Origin of the sequence: Neisseria sp. HMSC065D04, assembly GCF_001815675.1 — a bacterium.
Taxonomy (GTDB): Bacteria; Pseudomonadota; Gammaproteobacteria; order Burkholderiales; family Neisseriaceae; genus Neisseria.
On record NZ_KV821488.1, the window covers coordinates 1 to 26,575 of the forward strand.

At 49.6% G+C, this 26,575-nt stretch carries 20 protein-coding genes and 2 tRNA genes; 9 read left to right on the top strand and 13 right to left on the bottom strand.

Annotated elements, in window-relative coordinates; all coding sequences use genetic code 11:
• Positions 1-166: 166 nt before the first annotated feature.
• A complete protein-coding gene (locus tag HMPREF3050_RS02450) occupies positions 167-973 on the bottom strand; it encodes a hypothetical protein (protein ID WP_246830208.1) in 807 nt (268 codons plus the stop codon).
• A 294-nt stretch (positions 974-1,267) separates the two neighbouring features.
• Complete coding sequence (locus HMPREF3050_RS02455) at positions 1,268-3,043, bottom strand: assimilatory sulfite reductase (NADPH) flavoprotein subunit (RefSeq protein ID WP_070773320.1); 1,776 nt, start codon at positions 3,041-3,043, stop codon at positions 1,268-1,270.
• A 299-nt stretch (positions 3,044-3,342) separates the two neighbouring features.
• Between HMPREF3050_RS02455 and yddG the strand changes: the two genes are divergently transcribed.
• From yddG to HMPREF3050_RS02470, 3 genes are all read left to right on the top strand, one after another.
• A complete protein-coding gene (yddG, locus tag HMPREF3050_RS02460) occupies positions 3,343-4,266 on the top strand; it encodes an aromatic amino acid DMT transporter YddG (protein WP_070773321.1) in 924 nt (307 codons plus the stop codon).
• A gap of 120 nt (positions 4,267-4,386) precedes the next feature.
• Positions 4,387-4,860 carry a hypothetical protein gene (locus HMPREF3050_RS02465; protein WP_036492552.1) on the top strand — a complete coding sequence of 158 codons (474 nt, stop codon included), beginning with the start codon at positions 4,387-4,389 and terminating at the stop codon, positions 4,858-4,860.
• Positions 4,861-5,158: 298 nt separating this feature from the next.
• The gene (locus HMPREF3050_RS02470; protein WP_070773322.1) at positions 5,159-6,502 is read left to right on the top strand and encodes an aldehyde dehydrogenase family protein; all 1,344 of its coding nucleotides are present in this window, start codon (positions 5,159-5,161) and stop codon (positions 6,500-6,502) included.
• Between the two features lie 234 nt (positions 6,503-6,736).
• Here HMPREF3050_RS02470 and HMPREF3050_RS02475 read toward each other — a convergent pair whose 3' ends face one another.
• Complete coding sequence (locus HMPREF3050_RS02475) at positions 6,737-7,591, bottom strand: CAF17-like 4Fe-4S cluster assembly/insertion protein YgfZ (RefSeq protein ID WP_070773323.1); 855 nt, start codon at positions 7,589-7,591, stop codon at positions 6,737-6,739.
• 196 nt (positions 7,592-7,787) lie between these two features.
• Here HMPREF3050_RS02475 and HMPREF3050_RS02480 point away from each other — a divergent pair, with 196 nt between their 5' ends.
• The 3 genes from HMPREF3050_RS02480 to recR all read left to right on the top strand — a co-directional run bounded on the left by HMPREF3050_RS02480 (position 7,788) and on the right by recR (position 10,916).
• Positions 7,788-8,138, top strand: coding sequence for an ArsC family reductase (locus tag HMPREF3050_RS02480; protein WP_070773324.1), 351 nt, complete (start codon positions 7,788-7,790; stop codon positions 8,136-8,138).
• A gap of 125 nt (positions 8,139-8,263) precedes the next feature.
• Positions 8,264-10,114, top strand: coding sequence for a SurA N-terminal domain-containing protein (locus HMPREF3050_RS02485; RefSeq protein ID WP_070773325.1), 1,851 nt, complete (start codon positions 8,264-8,266; stop codon positions 10,112-10,114).
• Between the two features lie 196 nt (positions 10,115-10,310).
• Positions 10,311-10,916 (top strand): recombination mediator RecR, encoded by a 606-nt coding sequence (gene recR, locus HMPREF3050_RS02490; protein WP_003778669.1) that lies wholly within the window; start codon positions 10,311-10,313, stop codon positions 10,914-10,916.
• A 71-nt stretch (positions 10,917-10,987) separates the two neighbouring features.
• Here the strand turns inward: recR and HMPREF3050_RS02495 are convergent, their stop codons facing one another.
• The gene (locus HMPREF3050_RS02495) at positions 10,988-11,275 is read right to left on the bottom strand and encodes a hypothetical protein (RefSeq protein WP_003760695.1); all 288 of its coding nucleotides are present in this window, start codon (positions 11,273-11,275) and stop codon (positions 10,988-10,990) included.
• A gap of 224 nt (positions 11,276-11,499) precedes the next feature.
• Between HMPREF3050_RS02495 and HMPREF3050_RS02500 the strand changes: the two genes are divergently transcribed.
• Complete coding sequence (locus HMPREF3050_RS02500) at positions 11,500-12,750, top strand: lipoprotein-releasing ABC transporter permease subunit (protein ID WP_003778670.1); 1,251 nt, start codon at positions 11,500-11,502, stop codon at positions 12,748-12,750.
• The gene (gene lolD, locus HMPREF3050_RS02505) at positions 12,743-13,423 is read left to right on the top strand and encodes a lipoprotein-releasing ABC transporter ATP-binding protein LolD (protein ID WP_003760685.1); all 681 of its coding nucleotides are present in this window, start codon (positions 12,743-12,745) and stop codon (positions 13,421-13,423) included. Before HMPREF3050_RS02500 ends, lolD begins: the two co-directional genes overlap by 8 nt.
• A 361-nt stretch (positions 13,424-13,784) precedes the next feature.
• On the opposite strand, the gene HMPREF3050_RS02510 is transcribed toward lolD, so the two are convergent.
• The 8 genes from HMPREF3050_RS02510 to HMPREF3050_RS02545 all read right to left on the bottom strand — a co-directional run bounded on the left by HMPREF3050_RS02510 (position 13,785) and on the right by HMPREF3050_RS02545 (position 22,387).
• A tRNA-Ser gene (locus HMPREF3050_RS02510) sits at positions 13,785-13,874 on the bottom strand.
• 81 nt (positions 13,875-13,955) lie between these two features.
• Positions 13,956-14,046: transfer RNA gene (locus HMPREF3050_RS02515), tRNA-Ser, on the bottom strand.
• A gap of 80 nt (positions 14,047-14,126) precedes the next feature.
• Positions 14,127-14,906 (bottom strand): peroxide stress protein YaaA, encoded by a 780-nt coding sequence (yaaA, locus tag HMPREF3050_RS02520; protein WP_070773326.1) that lies wholly within the window; start codon positions 14,904-14,906, stop codon positions 14,127-14,129.
• Between the two features lie 177 nt (positions 14,907-15,083).
• A complete protein-coding gene (dapC, locus tag HMPREF3050_RS02525; RefSeq protein WP_070773327.1) occupies positions 15,084-16,271 on the bottom strand; it encodes a succinyldiaminopimelate transaminase in 1,188 nt (395 codons plus the stop codon).
• A 278-nt stretch (positions 16,272-16,549) separates the two neighbouring features.
• Positions 16,550-17,719 (bottom strand): NAD(P)H-dependent flavin oxidoreductase, encoded by a 1,170-nt coding sequence (locus HMPREF3050_RS02530; protein ID WP_003778674.1) that lies wholly within the window; start codon positions 17,717-17,719, stop codon positions 16,550-16,552.
• 775 nt (positions 17,720-18,494) lie between these two features.
• The gene (locus HMPREF3050_RS02535; RefSeq protein ID WP_070773373.1) at positions 18,495-18,860 is read right to left on the bottom strand and encodes an SEL1-like repeat protein; all 366 of its coding nucleotides are present in this window, start codon (positions 18,858-18,860) and stop codon (positions 18,495-18,497) included.
• Positions 18,861-19,187: 327 nt separating this feature from the next.
• Positions 19,188-20,498 carry a DUF2130 domain-containing protein gene (locus HMPREF3050_RS02540; RefSeq protein WP_070773328.1) on the bottom strand — a complete coding sequence of 437 codons (1,311 nt, stop codon included), beginning with the start codon at positions 20,496-20,498 and terminating at the stop codon, positions 19,188-19,190.
• Between the two features lie 119 nt (positions 20,499-20,617).
• Complete coding sequence (locus HMPREF3050_RS02545; protein ID WP_070773329.1) at positions 20,618-22,387, bottom strand: ABC transporter ATP-binding protein/permease; 1,770 nt, start codon at positions 22,385-22,387, stop codon at positions 20,618-20,620.
• Between the two features lie 250 nt (positions 22,388-22,637).
• Here HMPREF3050_RS02545 and HMPREF3050_RS02550 point away from each other — a divergent pair, with 250 nt between their 5' ends.
• Positions 22,638-24,896 carry a TonB-dependent receptor gene (locus tag HMPREF3050_RS02550; RefSeq protein ID WP_070773330.1) on the top strand — a complete coding sequence of 753 codons (2,259 nt, stop codon included), beginning with the start codon at positions 22,638-22,640 and terminating at the stop codon, positions 24,894-24,896.
• Positions 24,897-25,106: 210 nt separating this feature from the next.
• On the opposite strand, the gene HMPREF3050_RS02555 is transcribed toward HMPREF3050_RS02550, so the two are convergent.
• Positions 25,107-26,519 (bottom strand): tetratricopeptide repeat protein, encoded by a 1,413-nt coding sequence (locus HMPREF3050_RS02555; protein ID WP_070773374.1) that lies wholly within the window; start codon positions 26,517-26,519, stop codon positions 25,107-25,109.
• Between the last annotated feature and the right edge of the window lie 56 nt (positions 26,520-26,575).

A 26,575-nucleotide genomic window follows, 5' to 3' on the forward strand; every position in this document is an offset into this window, starting at 1 on the left:
TTTTAACGGCTTCTGCATCTTGCATTCTATCTTGCGTCAAATTCGGCTGATTGCTACATGCCGCCATAATCAGCAAACCCGCCAATACCATCAGCCTTTTATTGACTATCTCCATGATTTCACTTTCTTTATTTGGTTTTTGTTGTAATCAGTTATGGGCTTTCTTTCAGGTTTTATATCGATAGATTTGTAGTATTGTTCTCCTACCTCCACCAAATGAGTTGATTTCATAGGTAATGCCATCGTATACAGTACGCGTACTGATCAGCTCTCCATTAAGCGGCTGTTTCTGTTTAAAGGCTTCGATGTTTTGGATATGTTTGTCCAACAGGTCTTTAAACAGGTTTTCAGGCTTGTGTTTATGATCAATGGTAGAGATGACTAAATCGGGGATGGTGGTGTCTTTTAAGATAAGTCCATCGTTTCCAATCAATATTTCTACGCCATTGATGGTATGACCTGATTCATTTAAATGAACTTCTGTTCGATATGCGCAATAAGGTTCGATAAAGTCTTTCAATGATATATATAAAGCAGAATCTTCATGACCTAAAACTTCATAGGTATATAAATTTTTCCCTTTTTCTGTTTTTACTTCATCATTATCATCTTCTCGAAAACCCAACTCCTGTAATTTAGGAACAATCAGTGTTTTGTTCATAGGTATGGGGAGGCGATGAACATTTCTAAAAGGCGCATCAAACTCCTGTACAGCTGATATGCTCAACACTGTTGCTGCAGATGGAGGTTGAGGCAGCTCTCCAAGGGTATTGAATTTATATTCGGAAGGATGACATTCAAAATGCGGGGTAGCTGCAGTTTTAACGGCTTCTGCATCTTGCATTCTATCTTGCGTCAAGTTCGGCTGATTGTTACATGCCGCCATAACCAGCAAACCCGCTAATACAGTCAGCTTTCTATTGAATGTCTTCATTATTGATAACCTTCTTTGTGCTTTTTCGATGTTCATCATATCCTGATGCGGTTTGTAACAAATAAATCGGGTTTTATGTTGGGTGGAAATGACGATGAATTTTGTATGTTAGCTGGGTTGAGATAATGGGTAAAGAAAATGGGATAAGCGGTGGAAGGTGTGTCTGAATGGTTTGCTTTGTTTAGCGAGATATAGTGGTAACTTTAAACCAGGACGGCGTTACCTCGCCTTGTCCTGATTTAAAGTTAATCCACTATACGTGGCTTGGCGATGCGAAAGGTCGTCTGAAAACCCGATTTGGGCTTTTCAGACGACCTTTCGTTTGGGGCAATATCAATAAACGTCGCGTTGGTAGCGTTTGTCTTCGCGCATTTCGTTGAGATAGTCTTCGGCATCGTCGCGGCTGAGTTTGCCTTGGGTTTCGATGACGTCGATCAGGGCGGTTTCTACGTCGCGTGCCATGCGGGTGGCGTCGCCGCAGACGTAGAGGTGTGCGCCTTGTTGCAGCCAGTTCCAGACTTCGGCGGCGTGTTCGGCGATTTTGTGTTGGACATAGACTTTGTGTTCGCCTTGTCTGCTCCATGCCAAGTCGGCACGGGTAAGGATGCCGTCTTTGCGGTAATCGCTCCATTCAAGCTGGTAGAGGAAGTCGTCGGCGAGGCGTTGGTTGCCGAAGATGAGCCAGTTTTTGCCGTTATCGCCGTTGGCGGCGCGTTGCTGCATGAAGGCGCGGAAGGGGGCGATGCCTGTGCCTGCGCCTATCATGATGACGGGGGTGTCGCCGTTGGCGGGCAGGCGGAAATTGGGGTTGGGTTCGACGAAGACGCGTACTTCGCCGCCTTCTTCAAGGCGTTCGCCCAGATAGCCTGAGGCTGCGCCGGTGTAGGTGTTGCCGTGGTGTTCGAAGCGGACGACGCCGACGGTCAGGTGGACTTCTTCGCCGACTTCGTCTTGCGCGGAGGCGATGGAGTAAAGGCGCGGGGTTTGGGGGCGGAACAGTTGGAACAGGGTTTGCGCGTCCAGCGGATGGGGATGGGCGGCGAAGACGCCGACGGGCGGGGTGGCGGCGAGGTAGGCGTCCAATCGAGCTTTGTTGGCGGCTGTGGTTTTGAGTTCTTCGCTGCCGGACAACTCGGCATATTGCTGCACGAGTGCGGGCGTGTTTTGCGTGATGTCGGCGGACTCGGTCAGGGCGGTGCGGATGTCGGTTTCGAGGTCGTCTGAAAGGCGGATTTTTTCTTCGCCGCTTAATTGGTGCAAATCAAGGATTTCTTGAACCAAAGCGGGAGCGTTGAGCGGGAGTACGCCCAATGCGTCGCCTGCCTGATAGTGCAGGCCGGAACCGGACAGGTCGATTTCAATGTGTTCCACGTCTTTCTCGGCGGAGCGGGACGTGATTTTTTGGCGGACGGACAGGGTGGCGGTATAGGGTTTGTCTTTGGTATAGACAGTGCCTGCGGTTTGAGGGGCGGCAGGTGTCGCAACGGATGCTGCGGCGGTTTGCGCGGCAAGCTCGGCAACTTGGGGGACGACAGCTTCTATCCACGCGTCGGCGGCGCTTTGGAACTCTAAATCGCAGATGCCCAAGTCGTTCAGACGACGTGCGCCCAGTTCGGCGAATTTGGCGTCAAAGTCTTTGCCCGCTTGGCAGAAATTGGGATAGGAAGAATCGCCCAAACCTAAAACGGCAAAAGTGAGTTTGCCCAAATCGGGAGTTTTTTTGCCGAAGACGAATTTATACAGCGGCAGGGCTTCTTCGGGCGGCTCGCCCTCGCCTTGCGTGGATGTTACCAATAACACGATGTCTTCATCGGGCAGTGTTTTGCTTTTGAAGTCTCCCGCGCTGCTCAACACGGCTTCTACGCCTGCGGCTTTAAGTTTGGCGTGTAAAGATTCGGCCACGCCGCGCGCATTGCCCGTTTGCGAGGCGGATAAGACCAACACGCGTCGCACGGGGGCTGCAACGGCGGGAGCGGCGGAAACACTCAAACCGCCCGCCACCCCTTGACTTTGCGCCCAGCAGTAGCCGGAAAGCCAAGCGAGCTGTGTAGGCGAGAGGGCGGCGAGTTGTGCGGAAAGTTCGGTGGGAAGCGGGTTGGCTGGGGTCATGTCGGTTCCTTTGTGCGGACGGCTGCTTGAGGCAGAGCATGTGCCTGCGCGGCTTTAATTGTTTGGTTGAATGGTGATTTTTCTGAAAACAGTGGCGATACTGTAAACAGGTCGTCTGAAAAACGGAAAGAATGCTTGGTTTTAATTTAATGCGATTTTGTTATATTCTGGATTGGGAGAGGGAGAAAGAAATGATGACGGAGTCGTGTTTTCAGACGACCTTTCCTCTTGATTATGCAAACAGGAGGCGTAAAATATCAAAAAATTACACAATAAAACAAATTCCAACACAACACATCATGAACCGTCTGCTCCAACACGCATTTACCCCCAATCAAGCCACATCCATAGGTCTGCTTGCCGTAGCCTTTTGGAGTTCCGTCGTCGGGTTGATACGCGCCTTGAGCCTGCACATGGGGGCGGTCGGCGGCGCGGCGGTGATGTACAGCCTTTCCACTTTGTTGCTCTTGGCTATTTTCGGATTACCGAATCTGCGACAGTTCAGCCGCAGCTACCTTTTTTGGGCAAGCATTTTTTTCGTCGGCTGCGAATTGTGCCTGTCTCTTTCCATCGGTTTTGCCGACAACGCACGCCAAGCGGTCGAAGTCGGTATGGTCAATTATCTTTGGCCGACGTTTACCATCATCGGTGCAGTTTGGTTTAACAAGCAGCCCGCAAAATGGTGGATAGGCATAGGCTTTACCCTTTCGTTTATAGGCATTGCCACCGTTTTAGGCGGTGAGGGCGGATTCTCTTTGCCCGAGATTATCGGCAACGTCCGAACCAATCCGTTCAGTTACATCATGGCATTGTTGGACGCGCTGTTTTGGGCGGCATACTGCACCCTGACCGCCAGAACCAAAGCGCAGGGCAATGCCGTCGGTTTTTTCTTCCTCCTCGTCTCCTGCATCCTGTGGGCAAAATATTTCGCAGGCGGCTACGGCAGCCTTCATTTCGATACCGGCGCCATACTTTATGCCGTTGCCGCCGCAGCCTGCATGGGATTGGGCTATGCGGTTTGGAACATCGGCATTTCATGCGGCAATATGACCGTTTTGGCAGGCGCTTCCTATTTCATTCCCATTTTTTCTGCTCTCATTTCCTCCGTCCTGCTCAATGCGCCCCTGTCTGTACAGTTTTGGCAGGGCGCGATTATGGTCTGCATCGGCTCAGGCGTGTGCTGGCTTGCGACGCAGAACTTCAGTTTCAGACGAGTCGAATAGTTTGGTTCTTGCATCAGGGCTTTGCAAATATCAAAAGGTCGTCTGAATATTTTCAGACGACCTTTTATTGTATTTTCAGCCAAATTTTATTTACCATGTCTTTTCATATATAGGTTAAACATGAAATTTAAATATTATATTATTTCTTTATTTTTCTCGTTGTTTTGCATTCTTTTAGCAGGTATTTTTATTGCTCCCTATGGCTTGAATTTTAAAGGTGAGGAGCAATCCTTCAATGAGGCAACAATGCTGATTTCCTCCCCTAATAGAGGAGAAAGAAAGATTAAGCTTGAAACAGGATTAAGATCATACTGGCTATCTTGTTACGGACTTGATGATTTATGTAAAATGGAAAATATAAATAAAAGATTCCCTATAACAAATGCAAAAATATTATTATTAAACCCCAATGAAACAAACTTTTTAAATGGAGTTTTAGTTTCGTATTACAAAAATGATATATTTTATTCAAACAAAAAAATAACGAAGGATGTGAATTTACTTGCAATATTAGCTTCTAACTCAGTATTTTGTTTAAAGTTGGCAGTATTCTTTTTATTACTTTCTCTTTTCTTTTTCATTAAAAGGATTTAATCAAGGCGCGTTATTCAGAAGGTGCGGCATTTGGGTGGTCAGAACAAGACGGCTGATTCCTCGATAAATTCAGCAGTTTCTACAAAATCAGGGGATGGGAATGGCAAAATTTAAGCGTTATTAGCGAATGACATAAATTCCTTTTAGTCTGGGTTGTCTGCCCGGAAAGGACTGTGTAGAGATGTTCTATCCGAGTTTGCTATATAATCGCGTTTCTTTGACGAACAAACGTCGTCTGAAAACATACCTTGTTTTTCAGACGACCTAAAATAAAACCGACATACAAAGGAGCCGAACCATGTTTCACAGCATCAACGCCTATACCGGCGAAACCCTTTGCCGCCGTCCTGTGCAGAGCTATGCTGAATTTGCACAAGAATTGGCAGCGTTGAAGGTGCGCCAGCAGGCGTTTGCGCGGTTGGGTGTAACCGGGCGGACTGCTTTGCTGCAAGCTTTTGCCGAGCGTTTGGCGCAAAACAAGGAGCGGCTTGCGGAAATGGTTTGCGAAGAAGTCGGACGCTGCCTGCATGAATGTCGTGCCGAACTGGATAAATCGGTCGAGCTCATCCGATATTACGTCCGCCTTGCCCCCGAGTTGCTGGCGCATAAGACCATTGCCACGCAGGCGAGCCTCAGCCAGGTGCGTTTTGAGCCGTTGGGTGTTGTGCTTGCCGTCATGCCGTGGAACTATCCTGTCTGGCAGGTTTTGCGTTTTGCCGTTCCTGCCTTGTGTGCGGGAAATGCTTGTGCCGTCAAACCTGCGCCCAGCGTGGCGCGGGTCAGCGCTGCGCTGTTGGAACTGGTTTCAGACGACCTCCCGTTGATTGGCGCATGGTTAAATAACGACGATACGTTGAAAGCCATTGAAGACACCGATGCGATGGCGTTTACCGGCTCGACGCGGACCGGCCGCCTGCTCGCCGCCCATGCGGGAATGCACCTCAAGAAAACCGTCCTCGAACTCGGCGGCAGCAACCCCTTCATCGTCATGCCCGATGCGGATCTCGAACGTGCCGCCGTCGAAGCTTGTTATTCGCGTTTCCGCGACGCGGGTCAGTCTTGCAACGCAGCCAAACGAATCGTCTTAACCGAAGCCGTTGCCGACCGCTTCATCCCCCTGTTTCTTGCCGAATGCGCTAAATTGCAAACGGGCAATCCCAAAGACCCTGCAGCCACGCTTGCCCCGCTGCACCGCGAAGACTTGCGCGCAAACGTACACGCTCAGGTACAGGACGCAGTCGCAAACGGCGCAGAAGTTTTGATGGGCGGTTTCATTCCTGAAGGAAAGGGCTGGTTTTACCCTGCCACCGTATTGGACAAAGTGAATCCCGACTGCCGCGTTTGGAATGAGGAGGTTTTCGGGCCGGTCGCCATGATTTTGCGGGCGAAGGACGAGGAACACGCCGTCGCCCTTGCCAACGATACGCCCTACGGATTGGGCGCCAGTATCTATACTGCCAATACCCGCCGCGCTTGGGCGTTTGCCGAAAAAATCCAAGCAGGCTCGGTGTTTATCAACCGCCACACCAGCAGCGACCTGCGCCTTCCCTTTGGCGGCGTCAAGGCTTCCGGTTACGGACGGGAATTGTCTGAATTCGGGTTGTATGAATTTGTGAACGTGAAAACGTATTGGCAGAAATAAGGACGGATTGAAAAAGGTCGTCTGAAAACGCTGGATTGTCTATGTTGCGTTTTCAGACGACCTTTTTATAGTGGATTAACTTTAAACCAGTACGGCGCGTTGCCTCGCCTTAGCTCAAAGAGAACGATTCTCTAAGGTGCTGAACGTACTATCTGTACTGTCTGCGGCTTCGTCGCCTTGTCCTGATTTAGAGTTAATCCACTATATGATGGAGGATTGACCGATCGCTGCGCGTCAAGCATCCATTGTAAAGAACAAGGTTTCTTGTTTTAAAGCATTGCCGTCGGCATCGGTCAAATCGGCGTGTGCTGCGGAAAATTTGATAACTGCAAGACTCAGGCTGCCGGTATCGGTCAGCGCGGTATTGATGATTTGTCCGGCTTCTTCGCCTCCGTTTTGAACGGCAACGCCTGCGGCTTCCAACGAATCGCCCCGCAAAACCGCCAGCCCGCGTTTGACTTGTCCGCGATATTGGGCGCGGGCGATGATTTCTTGTCCCGGATAGCAGCCTTTTTTGAAATGTACGCCGCCGATGATGTGTTGGTTGAGCATTTGGGCAACGGCAGTTTCTTTGGTTGCCGTCGAAATCCAAGCGTAGCCGCTGCGGATTTCGTGCAGGTTCCAAGCGTTTTCGGCTGCCGCGTCATATTCGGGTAGAAGCCCGGCTTCGCCGATTTTCAGACGACCTGAATGGGGCAGGATAATGGTGTATACCCCATCGTCTGCTTGGGCAGGAAAGGATAGGGCAGGTTCGGCTGTGGGAGAGGGGGAGGCAGTTTCGTCCAACTCGCCTGTGACGGCAAAATCGGGCAGCGGTTCAAAGATGACTTTGGCTCTCAGGACAAACATGCGCAACCGTTTGACGATGGCTTCGGTCAGATCCTGCGCCATAATCAGCAGCAAATCTTCTCCTCGGTTGAGGACAATCATATTTGCCAACACGCGCCCTTTCGGGGTGTTGTAAGTGGCATAACATGCGGTATTTTCGTTCAGATGGTTGATGTCGTTGGATAATTGGCCGTGAAGAAAGGAGGCTCTGTCCTCCCCGCTGACTCGGACGACACCAAAAAATGGCAGGCGGCTTTGCATGTGGAATCCTTTGTCGGGTAGCAATGGAATAGTTTGATATTATAAGAACAAACGCTTGATGAAAAAAGCCGTTGAGTATAGGAAAAGTATACAGAGGTCGTCTGAAAAGGTTTCAGACGACCCATTTTGTTCTGATTAAAAGGAAAATCGGCTAAAATGACGGCGCTTTTTCTTTAGGATAGAGAGTGATTTCAAGATGATTCAGTTATACGGCATTCCCAATTGCGATACGGTGAAAAAAGCCCGCAAATGGTTGGAAGAACATGGCGTTGATTTTCAATTTGTGGATTTTAAAAAGAGCCCGCCGCAAGTTGACACGATAAGCAAATGGTTGGAGCAGATACCGCTGGAGGTTTTATTGAACAAACGCGGTACGACGTGGCGCAAATTGGATGAGCAAGCACAAGCCGCTGCGGCTACTGCCGATGGCGCGGTTCGATTGATGGCGGAACAGCCCAGCATCATCAAGCGGCCGGTTTTGGAAAAAGAAGGGCGGTTTTTCGTCGGCTTTTCCGAAGAAAACTATCAAGAAATTTTTTCAAAATAACACGATACGGCGGGATGGGGTCGTCTGAAAAATAAGTCGGACCAGCGTTCTGCCAAGAGTGCATAACAAGGCAAAACGCGCTACAATGCGCGTTTGCTATTTTAACCATTACGTCTTCAGATAATATGTTCCATACCGTTGAAAAATATAAAACTCCGGCCCAGATTTTGTTGGGTCTGATTGCGCTGACCTTCGTCGGCTTCGGTGTCAGCACGGTTGCTGCGCCCGGCTCTGATTTTATCGTCAAAATAGGGGATGAAAAAATCAGTGAGTATTCTTTGAATAATGAGTTGCAAGGTGAGCAGCTTCAGGGCCAAAACCCGTCGCGGGGAGCCGTATTCCAATCTTTGGTCCAACGCGCCTATCTGAAGGAAGGTGCCAAGCTGATGGGTGTGGAAGTTTCCCAAGAGCAGCTTAAACAACTGATCGTGGATGATCCTAACTTTCACGATCAAAACGGTAAATTCAGCCAACAGATCTTTTCAAACTTCCTGAGCCAACGCCATATGTCGGAAGACCAGTTTGTCGCCGACATCCGCGAACGGTATGCGTTGCAAAGTTTGATCAATTTGGTGCAAAACGGTGCGATTATCAGTGATGCGCAAGCAGAACAGCTGATTAAGCTGACTCAGGCGACCCGCGATATCCGTTCGGTAACATTCAATCCTGAAGCTTTTGTTTCTCAAGTAAAAGTCGATGATGCCGCGTTGAAGGCATATTATGAGGCGCACAAAAAAGATTATCTGATTCCGCAAGGCGTGAAATTGGAATACATCGCCCTGAGTGCCAAAGATTTGGCGGACAAACAGACGGTCAGCGAAGACGAAGTGAAAAAAGCATTTGACGAGCAGGCACCCCATCTTTCGCCCCGCCGTGAAATTGCCCACATTTTCTTCCCGGTTCCCCAAGATGCCGATGAAACGGTACGCGCGGCAATCAAAGCCGAAGCAGACAAAGTTGCGGCAGAGTTGAAAGCCAAGCCGGCCGATTTTACTGATCTGGCGAAGAAATATTCAAAAGACACCGCATCTGCTTCCAAAGGCGGCAACTTGGGCTATCTGTCTAAAGACGGCGGCTTGGGGGCGGATTTGGAAAACGTGGCGTTCTCGCTGCCTAAAGGCGGAATCAGCGATGTGGTTCAAACACCGGTCGGCTACGATATCGTCCAAGTTTTGAATATCGAAGACAAAGTGTCTTTAGAACATGAAAAAGCCCGTATCGAAGCCGATTTGAAGCTGAAAAAAGCTGCTTCCGAATTCAATTCGGCCAAAGAAAAGCTTTCTGAAGAAGCATTTAATACGCCGACTTCCCTGGCGGATGTTGCCAAGAAAACAAATCTGAAACTGGAAAGCCTGGATCAAGATTGGTTGACTCAAGCCAACGGTAAAGCAGCAGGTTTGCCCGATGCATTGATTAATGCTGCGTTCAGTGAAGATGTGTTGAAGAAAAAACACAATTCCGATTTGATTTCCATGGACAAAGATACGGTTTGGGTCATTCGTGTCAAAGAAGTCAGGGAAGAAAAAACCGCGCCTTTTGCTGACGTTCAAGAAGAAGTGCGTTTGGCTTATCTGCGCAGCGAAGCCGCAAAACTGGCCGATAAAAAAGCCAAAGAAGCCATCGAGGCTTTGAAGGCAGGCAAGGCAGTTGACTTGAAATGGTCGGAAGTATCGAAATTAAGTGCGCAAGATGCACGCCGGACCATGGCACCCGAAGCGTATAACGAACTGATCAAAGCCCGTCCGCAAAATGGCAAACCTGCATACGCCATGCTGCTGGAAGGCATGCCGGCTCCTGTAATTGTTGAAGTACAAAATATTGCCGCGCCGGAAAATATTGCTTCCCAAGTGCCTGCTGCCAAACAAATGCTGGCGCAACAGCAGTCTGCCAACATTTTTGACGCATTGCTGCGTTATTTCAGCAAGGAAATCAAGCGCGAGCAAGGTGCGCAAAAAGTTGATAATTCAGCAGAGTAAACTGGTGATGAACAGGTAGGCGGCAATCATGGCAAACATGATTGCCCGTCTGGCTTAAACAGAATCAAACGGTCGGAGAAAATCCGACCGTTTTCATTATATAATCAGCCTTTCTTGCCCTATCAATATATAGTGATTTCACTACTATACACATCCCGATTTTCCTTGTTTTTCGGTTAGAGGTCGTCTGAATACCATGAGCAAAGCTCCCGATGCTTTTACGCGGCTGATTAATGCCTTGAAAATTTTACCCAATGTCGGTCCCAAATCCGCGCAGCGCATGGCGCATCAATTGCTGCAAAGCAAGCGGGAACAGGCGCAGGAGTTGGTTGATGCTTTGCAATATGCATTAAAGCAAGTCCAGCATTGCAGGATGTGCAACACATTTTGCGAAGGGAGTTTGTGCGATATCTGTTCTGACGAATCGCGCGACAAACGCCGCCTGATGATCGTCCATATGCCGGCAGATGTTTCCAATATGGAAACTGCCAATTGCCATGACGGTTTGTATTTTGTGCTGATGGGGCAAATCAGTCCCGCGCAAGGGATGGATGTGAGTGCCATCGCATTGGACAAACTGGTGGCAAGGTTGCAGAACGCTGATGTCGAAGAAATCATCATTGCAACAAACTTTACCGCCGAAGGAGATGCGACGGCGTATGTGTTGGCAGAATTGTTTAAAAACCTTCCATACAAAGTCAGCCGTCTTGCCAGAGGCATCCCTTTGGGGGGAGAGTTGGAATATGTCGATGCAGGGACTTTGGCGCAGGCCGTTTATGAAAGGCGCGCAATCAAGGAATAAAACAATAAGGAATAAACAATAAGGTCGTCTGAAAACGCGTTTCAGACGACCTTATTTCAAACAAAGCCGGTTTATTTGCAGCTTACGCCTTGAATTTGCGGAGTGTCGCCGCTGCCTACTTTAAAGGCACATTTGGTGGCGCTGCTGCCGGATACGGTGACGACACCGCTGCCTGCGGTCAGGCTGACCGGTTCTTTAACACCCATGCCGACTGCGGTTGCGGCAAGTTTTTGCACGTCGGCAGCGGAATAGGACGTATTGTTTGAACTGATTTTAATCTCCTTAGCCGCATACGCATTTGCACTGAATGCCAATCCGGCAGCGGCAACGGATAATGCTAAGAATTTTGTGATGTTCATTAATGGTTTTCCTTTTTGATGGCGGTAAACTTTACCGCGATTTCAGAATAAGGCCGAATAGATGATTGTGCAAGTTTTTCGGCCGATTTTACGGTAGCCCTGAATAAGAAGACTTTGGTTTACAAATTGCGATGTCTCTATTCTCGGTCGTTTCGGCGTATTCAGACGACCTGTCGGTTTTACGGTACAATAGGCGTTTTTTGACAAACGGATGAGGCATATAAATGGCTTCTTTAGAGACTTGGATAGGACTGCGCTATTTGCGGGCAAAAAAACGCAATGGCTTCATGTCGTTTATCACCGTCATTTCTATTGTGGGTATTGCACTCGGTGTGATGGCTTTGATTGTCGTATTGTCTGTCATGGCGGGCTTTCAGAGAGACATACGGGGGCAGCTTTTGAAAGTGGCTCCTCATGCCGAAATGGGTTATTACGATAACGGCAACGGTAAAAGCTGGGAGAGCCTGCGCGAGATTATTAAAGGACGCAAAGAGGTGCTTCAGTCGGCACCTTATGTTTCGGGGCAGGCATTGCTGGCAAATGCGGGTGAGGTCCAAGGTGTTCAAATCCGCGGGATTTTGCCTGATGAAGAAAAAAAGATCGTTGAATACAGTAAAGAAATGCCTGTGGGCAGTTTTGATGATTTGAAGCCAGGCGAATTTGATATTATTTTGGGACAGGATTTGGCTGAGACTTTGGATGTAAAGGTTGGTGAAAAAATCACTGTCGTTACGCCTGAAGGCAACGTGACGCCTGCCGGTGTCGTACCTCGTCTGAAACAATTTAAAGTTGTCGGCTTGGTCAAAACCAAAATCCATGAATTGAACAATTCTCTGGCATTGACACACATGAAAGATGCCCAAGTCTTGTACCGCCTAGATGAAAATGCGGCAGGCTTGAGATTGAAACTTGCCGATCCAATCAACGCGCCGTCGTTTACCGAAACACTGCTGCCGAAAAATCTGCAAGAAGAAGTATGGTTGCGCGATTGGACATACACCAACCGCAGTTATTTCGAGGCCGTAGAAATGGAGAAAAGGGTGATGTTCATCATTCTGCTGCTGATTGTTGCCGTAGCCACCTTTAACTTGGTTTCTTCTTTGGTCATGGCGGTTACGGAAAAACAAGCCGATATTGCCATTTTGAGGACTTTGGGTGTCTCCCCGGGCAGCATTATGAAAATTTTTATGGTGCAGGGCGTATTTGCCGGCTTTTTCGGCACCTTAACCGGTGTGATTACCGGTGTCACGCTGGCTTTGAACGTGGGCAGTATTGTCAAACAGTTAGAGAGTTGGTTTGGTTTCCAATTCATCAAATCACAAGTTTATTTCATCGATTATATCCCGAGTGATGTCAGTGTTCATGATGTTGTGCTGATTGCCTGCATTTCCCTGATTTTGTCGTTTATCGCTACGCTCTATCCAAGCTGGCGTGCTGCAAGAACCCAACCGGCGGAGGCTTTGCGCTATGAATAAAGTAGTTTTGAAATGCGATAATGTCAGCAAAAGCTACAAAGACGGTCAATTGAATGTCAATGTTTTGAATCAGTTGAGGCTCGAAGTGCTCGAAGGTCAAAGCGTCAGTATTATCGGTTCGTCCGGTAGCGGCAAATCGACGTTGATGCACATTTTGGGCGGCTTGGATAAACCGACTTCCGGCAGCGTGGTACTGATGGGGCAGGATTTGAGTCAGTTGGGACAGAAACAACTGGGTCTGCTGCGCAATCAGTATTTGGGTTTCGTGTACCAGTTCCACCATTTGCTGCCTGAATTTTCCGCTTTGGAAAACGTCATGATGCCGCTTTTAATCGGCAAGATGAAAAAAGCCGAAGCAGAACAGCGTGCGGTTGAAATGTTGGAAAAAGCGGGTTTGAAAAAGCGCATACAACACCGCCCCAGCGAGCTTTCCGGTGGCGAACGCCAACGTGCCGCCATTGCGCGCGCGCTGGTAACACGTCCCAAATGCTTGCTTGCTGACGAGCCGACAGGCAATCTTGACCGTAAAAATGCGCAAAATGTACTGGATATGATGCTGGATCTGAAATCCGAGTTGAATACCAGCCTGATTGTGGTCACGCATGATGACGAGTTGGCAGTCCGCTTTGAGCGGGTTATGTTGATGCACGACGGACGCTTGGAAGAGCAGTAACTATCCGGCAAATACGCAAAGGTCGTCTGAAAAAGCAATTGATGCTTTTCAGACGACGGCGGATTCGGATTTGAAGTGCAACTTTCCATAACAGAAAAAGACCAGTATGCGGTAGCATACCGGCCTTTCCTGCAATGCAACACATTAACATCCTTATCCGCCAAAGAAAAACACTTGGTTACGAAACGCCAAGTGTTTTATTCTTGAATCTGTTCCAACCACTGATGCACTTGAAATCCGAATCCAAGGTCGTCTGAAAACCGAATGCCCCTTGAAGTTGGGTCCATCCCCTATACATACCCAATACTTGGGAGGCAAATTCAAAAAAAGCTGCTATGGAAAGAGCAGCTTTTGTCCGGTTTGGCGGAAACGGTGGGATTCGAACCCACGGAGGATTTGCACCCTCAGCAGATTTCGAGTCCGCTGCATTCAGCCTCTCTGCCACGTTTCCATAGAATAAAGTAAAACCAAATAAAAATGCTGTTGGCTGGGCTTCACTTCATTTTTATTTGGTTTTTCTATTTTCAAGAAATGGCGGAAGCGGTGAGATTCGAACTCACGGAGGGCTATCAACCCTCGACGGTTTTCAAGACCGTTGCATTAAACCGCTCTGCCACGCTTCCGTTTCTTGAAGCCGAAATAATAATGAAATTTGTCGGGTTTGCCAAGCGAAATTTGCAGGCGAATATTTAGTTTTTTGTTTTTACTTGGTTTGTTCTTTACGCATGAACACCCATTCGGACTCATTTGACGCTGCTGCGTTAAATGCGTAACCTTCGTAATCGAAATTTTTCAGCATTTCAGGGTCGGTGATATTGTGTTCCGCCGCGTAGCGTACCATCAGTCCGCGCGCGCGTTTGGCGTAGAAACTGATGATTTTGTATTTGCCGTTTTTTTCATCTTTGAAAACGGGGGTGATCAGACGGGCTTTAAGTTTTTTAGTGTTGACGGATTTGAAATATTCTTGAGAGGCGAGGTTAACCAATATGTCGCTGCCTGCTTGGGCAAGGGTGTCGTTCAGCAGGTCGGTGATGATGTCGCCCCAAAATTCATACAGGTTCTTACCGCGTGTGTTGGCAAACGCCGTTCCCATTTCCAAACGGTAGGGCTGCATCAAATCCAGCGGGCGCAGGATGCCGTAGAGGCCGGAAAGCAGGCGGACGTGTTGTTGCAGATATTGGATTTGTTCGGGTTTGAGGGTGTCTGCGGCGATGCCTTCGTAAACGTCGCCGTTGAACATAAAGACTGCCTGTTTGGCGTTTTCAGGGGTAAACGGCGTATGCCATTCGGCGTTGCGCTCGGCGTTTAAGAGGGCGATTTTGTCGGAAATGTGCATCAGCTCGGCGATTTGCTGCGGGGCAAGTTCACGCAGTTGGCGCATCAGGATTTCGGCTTCAGCCAAGAGGTCGGGTTGGGTGAATTCTTTGACGGGCGCAGGGTCTTTTTCATTGAGGTTTTTGGCGGGGGAAAGGACGAAGAACATGATGGACTCGGAGATGTGATAAACAGCGGCATTGTAGGTTTAAAATGTTTTATGGGCAAGTTTGATAAGTGAAGTAAATGCCGTTATAGCAAAAGCTGTTTGAATGGAATTAAAAAGGTCGTCTGAAAACTCGGATTTGAGGTTTTCAGACGACCTTTTATTGAACTGCCACTTTATTCAGCGATATAGGGAAACGATGGTTTCGGCGGCTTTGACGCAGCTGTCGACATCGGCGACCAAGGCGATGCGGACGTAGCCTTCACCGGGGTTGCCCCATTCGGTATCGCGGGCGAGGAAGCGGCCGGGGAGGACTTGGATGGCGGCTTTTTGCCAGAGGTTTTTGGCAAATGACAAATCGTCTCCATCGGGGATTTTCAGCCAGATGTAGAATGATGCGTCGGGCAGTTTGACGTCGAATGCCTGCTGCAAAATGGGGATGACGCGGTCGAATTTTTCCTGATACAGGCGGCGGTTGGCGATGACGTGTTCCTCGTCGTTCCATGCGGCGATGCTGGCGCGTTGGACGGGGATGCTCATTGCGCTGCCGTGGTAGGTGCGGTAGAGCAGGAAGTTTTTAAGCAATTCGGCATCGCCTGCGACAAAACCGGAGCGCAGTCCGGGGACGTTGGAGCGTTTGGAGAGGCTGGTGAACATGACGATATTGCGGTTGCCGCGCCCTAATTGCGCTGCTGCCTGTAAGCCGCCTATGGGTTTGTTGCCGTCGAAATAGATTTCGGAATAGCATTCGTCGGAAGCAATGATGAAACCGTATTTGTCTTGCAGATCAAAGATTTCTTGCCAGTCTTCCAGTTGCAGGACGCTGCCGCTGGGGTTGTTGGGCGAGCAGACGAACATGACTTTGGTGCGTTGCCATACGTCTTCGGTAATGCTTTTCCAATCGGGCTTGAAGGACGGGGCAGGGCAGTTGGCAAAACGGATTTCGCCGCCGCCGAGAATGGCTGCGCCTTCGTAGATTTGGTAGAACGGGTTGGGGCTGAGGACGACGGGTTTGAGGTCGTCTGAAGCGGGGTTTAAGACGGTTTGAACGAAGGAAAATAAGGCTTCGCGGCTGCCGAGTACGGGCAGGACTTCCGTGTCGGGATTGACGGTCAGTCCGTCGTAACGGCGGCGCATCCAGTCGGCACAGGTCTGACGCAGCTCGGGCAGACCTGCGGTCAGGGGGTATTTCTCCAGTTCGTGCAGCGAGGCGGTCAGCGCATTGGTGATGACTTCGGGGGTAGGGTGTTTCGGTTCGCCGATATGCAGGTGGACGGGGACGGCGCCTTCGGGAGGGTTAACGCCCTGCATGGCTTCGCGCAGGCGGGCGAATGGATAGGGTTGGAGCTGATCGAGTAGTGGGTTCATGGGTGTTCCAAATGTCTATCGAGACGGTCATCTTAGCATTTTTTATGCGGATTTTGTTGACAATGTGTGCAGGAAAAGGAAGGAAGCATAGAGAAAAGGTCGTCTGAAAATCGGTTTCAGACGACCTTTTTAAGCATCATGCGATTTGCAGGCAAGATATAGTGGATTAACTTTAAACCAGTATGGCGTTGCCTCGCCTTGTCCTGATTTAAAGTTAATCCACTATACAAGGGCACATTGAAATATGCCCTTTTTTAGCGTTCATCTGCGGGTATGAATTATTTGGCTGCTGCGGGAAGAGCGCCGTTGAGCAGATATTGGATGGTTTCTTGCACCGTGCGGATGGCGTTGCCAAACGGCAGCGGGTCTTTACCTCGGAAAAACAAGCCTTTATCGACTTCGCCACGGAAGGCGGCGGAGAGTTGGATGTCAATGCAGAATTGTCCGGCTTTTGCCAAACCGTCGCGCAGGCCGCAGCTGGTCAGACAGTTCAAGCCTTGCGTACAGCGGCGCGGGTCGGCTTTGGCATTGGCTTGCAGCTTGGATTCGCGCTTGATGTAGCTGTCTAGGAATTTGGTGCGCACACCGCGTGCGGGCAGTCCGGCGACGGACATAAATTCGACAACATGCTCGGTTTCCGCACCTGCCAGCGTTTTTTTGAAGTTGATGTGGGCATCGCCTTCTTCGGTAACCGCAAACGCCGTGCCGATTTGGACGGCGGATGCGCCCCAGTTTTTCAGCGCGGTTTTGACTTTCTCAAAGTTCGCCATGCCGCCGGCGAGGATGAGCGGGATTTTTTCGCTTTCAAGACCTAAGTTCTTGAATACTTCGAAAGTTTCTTCGATGACGCGTTTGAATTCAAACTTGGCATCGTTCACACCTGCCACGCTTGCCGCGCCTAAGTGTCCGGCAGCGTGCGCGGGATGTTCGATAACGATGGCGTCGGGCAAAACGCCTTTTTTCATCCAACGTTTCAATACGATACCGATACCGCGCGATTCGGACAAAATCGGGAACAGGGCGACATCTTTGTGATAACCCTCGGTCATTTCGGGCAAATCCAGCGGCAATCCCGCGCCCATCACAATCGCGTCCGCACCTGATTCGCAGGCTTGGCGGACATAGGCGGCGTGGTCTTTGACGGCTTTCATGACGTTGACAGCAATCATGCCTTTGCCGTTTGCGTCGGCTTTGGCTTTTTGGATTTCGCGGTCAAGCGCGGTGCAGTTGAGTCGGGTGTATTTTTCTTCGCTCGGATTGATTTTGGATTCGGCGAGCAGGTCGTCATGCAGGTGGCGCAAATCGACGCTTGCAATCGTGCCGACACCGTTTTCGCGGGCGACCGCGCTGGAGAGTTTCGATGCGGAAACGCCCACGCCCATCCCGCCTTGGACGACGGGAATCAATGATTTGCCTCGGATGTGCAATGGGTCGAAGTTGTTTTGCATGTATGGGTTCCTTGATGGTTGCGGGAGCGGGCTGATATTGGCAGACCGGCTTTGCTGGATTTTTGAAAATTTATTTTTAATCAATGGGTAAGGTTTGTTTTTTTACTGAACCTGATGATATTGGGCTGCTTGTATCTCAGGTTTTAGTGATTATACTCTAAATGTGGACAAAAATTAGAGTATCAATACAGTTTTTGCAAATTAAATTTGAAAAGTATTGTTAACTAAGAAATATTTTTTCGGGTTAGGTCGTCTGAAAGACTGATTTATCGAAGGTTGGTTTGGGATGAAGGCTGACTGCTTTGCCTATTTCTATTCCACTTAAACTGTAAAAAGATGCATTCCAAATCATCTTAATGGGTGAAATAATGAGGATAACTGGTTTATTGCGATGAGATGTTGGGGATATAAGAAGACACCGTGTTATAGTGGATTAAATTTAAATCAGGACAAGGCGGAAGCCGCAGATACAGTACAGATAGTACGGAACCGATTCACTTGGTGCTTCAGCACCTTGGAGAATCGTTCTCTTTGAGCTAAGGCGAGGCAACGCCGTCCTGGTTTAATTTAATCCACTATATTTACACAATGGGTTGAGAAAAATAATTCTGTAAGACCTAAAAAGGCGTATTACCTTTCAAGTTCTTATGTGTCCTTGACTGCTGCCCGTATACCGTTGAATGTGCCTGCTCGGATAAAGACACGGACTATCGGAGCAAGCAGTTTCAGATGCCTGCACTTTGTCCGATTTCGGCTTGACCGTTTGCTGATATGTTTATCTTGTCAAATTCTGTTTTTCAGTTTGTATTTCAGTTAGTAAGCCAGTAATAGGCATTCCATTTTTTTGAGCAAGCAGAGCCCATTTTTCTGCTTCATATAATTTGTTTTTATCTTTACTGTCTTGGTAATGATCAAAGAATATATAGGTAAGATCATGTTGTGCTTGAGTATTGCCCGACTCAGCGGCACGAACTAACCAAAATATAAATTTATCTTGGTTAAACTCATAAAAAGCAAAATAATGAGCTAATTTTGATGCTGCTTGACCATTACCGGAAGAGGCATCGATTTTTAACTTTTCCAGCTCGGCTTTAGAAATATACACGCTGTCATTTAATGACATATTGGCATCAGATTGCATGCGTCTCTCCTTGCCGTAGGAGTGGTTGCAAGATAACAAAAATATACCTAGCAAAATGATTTTAAGGGTCATATGGCTTGAATGTAACTTGTTTCCCTTCATTTCTTGCTCCTCCTGATGTAGAACCCGGCTTGCACCGAGTATCTGGATAGTCTTTTGTGCGTCTAAGATTTGTAGCGGTTCATTTTTCAGACGACCTTTTGGTAGATGTGGATAAATGAGTTTGTTCACGAACTGATAGAAAACGAGATACCTGTTCTCCGTCACTCCTGCTTGCGCAGGCGTAACGGCCGGCTGGCGTTTCTATTTTCATTCTCGAAGCAAATCTCAATCCTCTTTTTTCTCCAACGCGGCAAAGGCGGCCTTCATGGTCGGGTTTTTGCGCACTAATTTTTTGACGGTCAGGTCGGTCGCTTTGTTGTTGGCGAGGCGCAGGTTGTTTTCTGAAGAAAGCAGGGCTTCTTTGGTTTTTTGCAGATGGCTGATGGTTTTGTCGATTTCGTCGATGGCGGTTTGGAATTTGCGGCTGGCGAGTTCGTAATTGCGGGCGAAATCGGTTTTGAACTTATCCAAGTCTTCTTCAAAATGCGTGATGTCGATGTTTTGCGCGCGCATTTGTGCCAATTCTTGTTTGTATTTCAATGAATTGAGCGCGGCGTTGCGCAGCAGGGAGACGATGGGGATGAAAAACTGCGGGCGCACGACGTACATTTTCGGGTAGGCGTAGGACACATCGACGATGCCGTTGTTGTAGAGGTCGCTGTCGGCTTCCAAAAGTGAGACGAGGACGGCGTATTCGCAGTTTTTTTCTCTGCGGTCTTTGTCCAACTCTTTGAAAAAGTGTTCGTTTTTCTTTTTGGTGGCGGTTTCGTCGTTTTCGTTTTTCATCTCGAACATGATGGAGATGATTTCGTTGCCTTCTTCGTCGGTTTCGCGGTAGATGTAGTCGCCTTTGCTGCCGGTTTTGGCGTCGTTGTCTTTGCCGAAAACGGCTTGTGGAAAGGCGGTGGTGCGGATGCGGTTGAATTCGGTTTCGCAGTGCTGCTCCAGGCTTTCGCCTATCATTTTGGTGGACTGTCTGGCTTTGAAGTCTTTGTAGAAGGCGATGATTTCGTCTTTTTGTTTGAGTTCGGCCTCGTATTTTTCACGCAGGCTTTGTTTTTCCAACTGGTTTTCTTTGGACTGCAGCATGAGCTGGGTATTCAGGTTGCCCAATTCGCGCTCTTTTTCGGCAACGGCTTTGGTGATTTCCAGCTCTTTTTCCATGTTTTTCGCCGTTTCCAGCGATTTTGCCTGCGCTTTCAGCTCGGCAATCAATTTGTCCTGCTCGGCGATTTGCGCTTTCAGACGACCTTCAATCTCGGCGGCGGCGAGTTTGCTGTCTTTTTCGTAGGTGTTGATTTGGTTGGACAGGGCGGCGATTTCGTGGTTTTTGTCGGCTAGGATTTTGTCGAACTGATTTTGCGCCTGCGCTTGGGCAAGCTGCATATCGCTTTGAAACTGCATCTGCGCCTGTTGCAGACGTTCATGAATTTCGGTTTGAAATTCTTGGGTGCGGACTTGGTTCAGGATGTCGGCGTAACTGGCTTCGTTAACGGTGAAGGCGGTGTGGCAGTGCGGGCATTTGATTTCGTGCATGGCGGGTTCCCTTGTATTTGAAGCGTGTCATTTTAGCAGAAAGGTCGTCTGAAAAAGTTTTAGCGAAACTCGCTACGCTAAACCCTTACGGGTTTTCAGACGACCTCGTCGCTTTAAATTCAATCGCAAGCTACGTTGCCGACATCGAGGCAGAAATCGTGAAACTCGTTGAGCGTGCTGCGGTGGCCGATGCTGATGATGATGCTCTGCGGCAGTTTGTGCTTCAAAGCGCGGTAGAGCAGGGCTTCGGTCGGTTCGTCCAAGGCGGCGGTGGCTTCGTCGAGCAGGATGACTTTGGGCTGCGAGAGCAAGGCGCGGACGAAGGCGACGCGTTGCAGTTCGCCGGGGGAGAGTTTGTGTTGCCAGTCGTCGGTTTTATCTAATTTATCAATCAGATAATCTAAGCGGCAGGTGTTCATGGCTTCGGCTAGTTCGGGATGCTGTTTGTCGATGTCGGGGTAACAAATCGCGTCGCGCAGGCTGCCTTGCGCCGTGTAGGGGCGTTGCGGCAGGAAGAGGATGTCTCGATGCGGCGGACGGCTGACTTTGCCGCTGCTGCCGAACGGCCAAAGCCCTGCCAGCGCGCGCAGCAGCGAGGTTTTGCCGCAACCGCTCGGACCGCGTATCAGCAGGGAATCGCCGCTTTTGAGGTTGACGTTGATGCCGCTCAACAGGATTTCGCCGTTGTGGCGGAACAGGGCGACGTTTTCCAGCGAGAGGTCGTCTGAAACTTCGGTAATGTCGGGTTGCTGCGCGCTGTGGTGTTCTTCCGTACTCAGTAAAAAGCCGTACAGACGCTCCAATCGGGCGCGGTAGGCGGTGAATTTGTTGTAGAACATCCGAAAGAAGGACAGGGCGTTTTGCAGTCGGGAGAAGGCTTGGACGGTCTGCTGGATGTCGCCGATTTTGATTTGTCCGGCAAACAGGCGCGGGGCTTGCAAAATAATGGGGAAGAGCTTGATTCCGTTGGTAAACATATCGTTAAAGCCGCTTAAGCAGACGCTTTGTCGGGCGATGCGCCAACGGTTGCGGATGATGGCTTTGAAGCGGTCGGAAAGCTGGTCGTGTTCGTGTTGTTCGCCGCTGTAAAACGCCACGCTTTCGGCGTGGTCACGCACGCGGATGAGGGAATAACGGTAGTCGCCGTTGAGCTTTTCGTTTTCATAGTTGTAACGAATCAGAGGGTTGCCTATCCACATGGCGATAAAGGTCGCCAAAATCACAAACATATAGACAAACCAAACGATGCCGTGCGGAATGTCGAAGCCGAACACGGTCAGGATGCCCGCCAAGCCCCACAAAACAACGGCAAATTCCAGCGAGGTAACGACCGAATTGACCATGCCGCGCACAAATTCTATGGTCGAGGCGATGAAATCCTGCGCGTCTTGTTGGATACGCTGGTCGATGTTGTCCGGCGCATGGCGGCGCATTTGCAGGCGGTAGTAGTTTTTGTCGGCAAGCCAGCGCGTTGTCAGCACTTCATTGAGCCGCTCCGACCATTTAATCGCCAAGCCTTGATCGAGAAAGTCGTTGACGACGTTGTTAAACGCCCGTACCAACACCACGCCGGCGTTCATCACTGCAAACATCCAAAACGCGGAGGCGTTTAAATCCTGCATCGAGTCGTAAAGCCCTTTGGACATGAAGGTACTCAATACATTCAGCCGCACTTCGGTCAGCAACAGCACAATCATCGCGGTAATCGCCAGCAAGACTTTGACCGCGCTTTTCGGCGTCAGGCACAGCCGCAGGATATAGGCAAACTCGCGCCCGAAGCGCGTTTCGCGTACCAAAAACAGAATCACCGCCGAGGCGGCGGCGACCATCAACAAGGTCTGTAACAGCCAAGACGGCGTGGAATAAAGCTCGATTTGCCATTTTTGCATGTGCGTTGTCTCTTGAGGCAGGCAGCGGGCAGGGGTCGTCTGAAACCCGGATTCTCTGCTTAATAAAATAATTTACAATCACTATGGATAAAGTTTTGATTGATGTTGTATTTTTGTTTTTACAAATGGTTATCATCACTTTTTATAGAAAAGCAGAATGTTATCAAATATAATTCCGCAGCAAAATTACTTTGTGATTTTTAACGCTTATTGCAATAAAAATAACCCACCTCAAAGACAGAAGGAATCTATGAACAGCAAATTAGCCTTGATGCCGCTTTTGATTATGAGCGCGTTTTCTTATGCCGCCGATGAAGCGACACCTGAAACCCCTGTGCAACAGCAGTTGCAGGAAGTCCATGTCCGCGCCGACGCCAAACGCGTCAAAGCTGCCCGCTCTTACTCCATCGCCAGCGACGGCGACTTACGCGACCGCGTGAACTTGGGCGTATTGGGTAAAGCCAACGCCTTTACCGCGCCGATTACCGTCGTCAACTACGACGAACAAGCCCTCAACAACACCGAAGCGCGTACTTTGGTGGATGCCGTAGCAAAAAAAGACGCTTCCGTTTGGCAGTTCGGCGGCGAAAGCAACACGCTGACCGGTTTGTACTTCCGCGGTTATCAGCTTGATGCGCGCCAATTCAGCGTCAACGGTTTGGCAGGTATGTACGGCACACAAGGCACGGCCAGCGTGCAAGTCGGTTCTGCACAACTGATTAAAGGCGCCTCCACCGCCGTAAACGGCATGGACCCTGAAGGCGCGGTATCCGGTTCCGTCAATATCGAGACCAAAAAAGCCGCAGATGAAGGTAACCGTAAAATCGGTTTGGGCTGGTTCAGCAACAACCGCGCCCAAGGCACATTCGACTTGGGCCAACGCTTCGGCGAAAACAAAGAATTCGGCGTGCGTGCCAGCGGCAAACTGCGCCACGGCGACACCCCGCGCCACGGTTACAGCGAAGACAACAAAGAATTTGCCTTGAATGCCGACTACCGCGGCGAAAAACTGCGCGTGGCGTTCGACTCCATCTACGCGAAACGCAAAACCAACGGCGGCCGCGCGCGTATGCAGGATATTCAAAATGCCAGCGGCCGCTTGTTTGATGCGCCCGATGGCAAGGTGAACCTGCTGCCAAGTTGGAACTGGCAGAACACCGTCGGTCAAACCAATATGCTGACTTTCGAATGGGATGCGTTTGAAAATGCGCAAATTACCGGCGGTATCGGTTACAACAAGGCGCGCTATTACGGCACGCTGATTTCTCCAACTATTTGCGGCAAAGATGGCGCAAGCAGTATGACCGCTACCTGTACGACTGCAAACCAATACCATACAGGAACTGCGCGCCTGACCGACCAATATTTCCGTACTTTGAGTATGAACCTTACTGCACGCGGTGAATTTGAAACCGGGCCGGTAACACATAACTGGAGTACTGCTTTTGACCGCATTATCCGTCAACGTGCAACGATCAATGGTAGTGCAGCCGGTAAAAGCAAGGTAGAAGTTAAAGCAAACGAAAATATTGAGAGTAAATTGGCATCGTTTAGAGCTGACTATCCAAACTCATGGGCGAACTCTGCCAACTTAGATGCCAATATCAAGGTTAACAGTTTGGCTTTGTCCGACACGCTGGGTTTCGTCGACAACAAATACCGCCTGACCTTGGGCGGACGCTTCCAAGCGGTTGAATACACCAATAAAAAAGAAGGTAAAAGCGGCGATGCCAAACGCTTCAGTCCGATGTTGATGGCTGCATGGGTACCGCAGCCCGATTTGGTGGTATACGGCAACTACATGGAAGACTTGGAGCCTGCCGACATCAAAACCGATGATGACGGTAACACTACCATGTCCAAACCGCGTGTCAGCCGTCAGTTTGAAGTCGGCGTGCGCAAAAATTGGGGCGACTTTGTCACTACTTTGAACGCGTTCCAAATCAAACGCCCGGGTTACTGGCGCGGCAATACCAAAAAAGGTACTGATTTTGCAGCATACAAAGCAGCAGGAGGCGCAGCCGGCGATAAACAAGGTTTTGAGCGTAACCGCGGTATCGAGTTCAACACCTATGCCAATCTGTTGAACAACACCCTGCGTCCGAGCTTTGGCTTAATGTACCTGCAATCGACTGTGAAAAATTATCCGAACGCAGCTGATAATCTTGTTAACGGCGTACAAGTCGCCAACCCGCGCGTAATTGCCAAAGCGGGCGTGGAATGGGATACCCCGTTTGCCAAAGGTTTGACTTTAAACGGCAATGTTTCGTATTTCGGCAAGTCATACCAAGACACGCAAAAACAATACGCCTTCCCATCCTATACCTTGGTTGACGTAGGCGCGCGCTACAAAACCAAGCTGGGTAAAAATACCCTGACCGTCAGCAGCTCGGTGGAAAACCTGTTCAACAAAAACTACTGGCAGGTACAGCGCGGCCAATACGACCGCAGCTTCGCCGTCGTCGGCATGCCGCGTACTTATTGGCTGAAAGCGGAATTGGATTTCTAATATCCAAACAGGCAATTAGTATAGACAAAGGTCGTCTGAAAATCCTCAATCAGGGTTTTCAGACGACCTTTTATATTGTTGTTTGAATGGGGCAAGTGATATGACTTATCGTAGAACGGCACCTCATTAACCACAACGCAGAGACAATGGTTTAGAGGGATTCCCAAACGTTGGCAGCTTCTTCGGAGAAATGTTGCCACGCGGGCAATGTTATGGAAGTTGCTGTTTCCAATGCGCCAGCAGTTGCTTGAGGATTTCAGACTGCTCGTGACCGTCGTTAATGGCAGTTTCAAGCCAACGGCAGGCTAAGGCTGTGTTGCGGCGGACGCCTGTTCCGTGGAAATAGAGGCAGGCGAGGTTGTATTGCGCCATTGTGTCTTTTTGCTGAGCTGCCTGCGCGAACCATTTGGCGGCTTGGGTATAGTCGGTCTCTGTTCCATGACCGTTGTAGTACATCATGCCGAGATTGGTTTGCGCTTTGCTGTGCCCCAAATCTGCGGCCTGCTGATAGAGCGTCAGCGCTTCGGTATGGTCGGGAGCGCGGTTCAGACCGTAATGGGCGGCAAAAGCCAGCTGATAGAATTGCTCCGCCTGTTGGCGTTGCAGCGCGTGTTCTTTGGCTTGAGGGTAGTTTTGCTTATTGTTCAGGGCAATGTCCGCGAGTAGTTTTTGGTGTGCGGCGAGATTGCCCAAATCAGCGGCAAGCTGATAGTAATGGCGCGCTTTGGAGGGTTCGGGAAGGATGCCCAGTCCGTAGCGGTAGATATCGCCGAGCAAACGCAGCGCTTCGGGATGATTGCGGCGGGCGGCTGCTTTGGCGTAGCGGCGTGCTTTATCCGTGTCTTTCGGGATGTCTTTGCCCAGCAGATGGATTTCTGCGAGCTTGGCGTAAGCATCACTGCTGTTTTGTTTGGCGGCGGTTTCCAGCCATTGGATGGCTTTATCGGGGTGGGTCGGGAGCAGGATTTCCGCAAGGGCGACTTGTGCAGGAGCGATGTTGTCACTTGCCGCGATGTACAGGTGTTGGGCGGCTTGCTCAAGGTCCGGTGCCACGCCTTGACCGAGCTTATATTGCAATCCGAGTTGCCAATTGGCAGGCGTAAATCCTTGTTTGGCGGCAAGTTGGTAGAGCTGGTGTGATTGGGGATAATCGGGCGGCGAGGTGTATTGGCAATGCTGGCCTAAGAAATATAGGGCTTGGGGATTTTGCTGACGCGCGGCAAGTACGGCCCAATCGACGGCTTCTTCGTGTTGACCTGCGTCATGATAAGCGCGCATCAGCTTGAGCTGCGCTTCGATAATGCCTGCCTCTGCCAATTCCCGATAGGAGGGAAGCAGGGTATTGAGCGGCATACCTTGTGCTTCTTGGATTTGAAGAAGGTTGTAGCTGGCGTAGGGATGACCGTCACGCGCCGCTTGCTGCATCAGGCGTATGCCAGCTTCACGGTTGGCAGGTATGCCTTGTCCTTGCAACAGGCAGCCTGCAAGATGGAATTCTGCTTCCGTATGCCCTTCGTCTGCCGCTTTTTGCAATAGTGGGACTGCGGCGGCAAAATCGGGCGGATTTTGGGTCATGAATGAGTGAGCTTCCCGGAATAGTGTATCGGCGGTTGTTGTATTCATTTTATTGTATATGTTTTGAATTTTATAGCGGATTAACTTTAAACCAGTACGGCGTT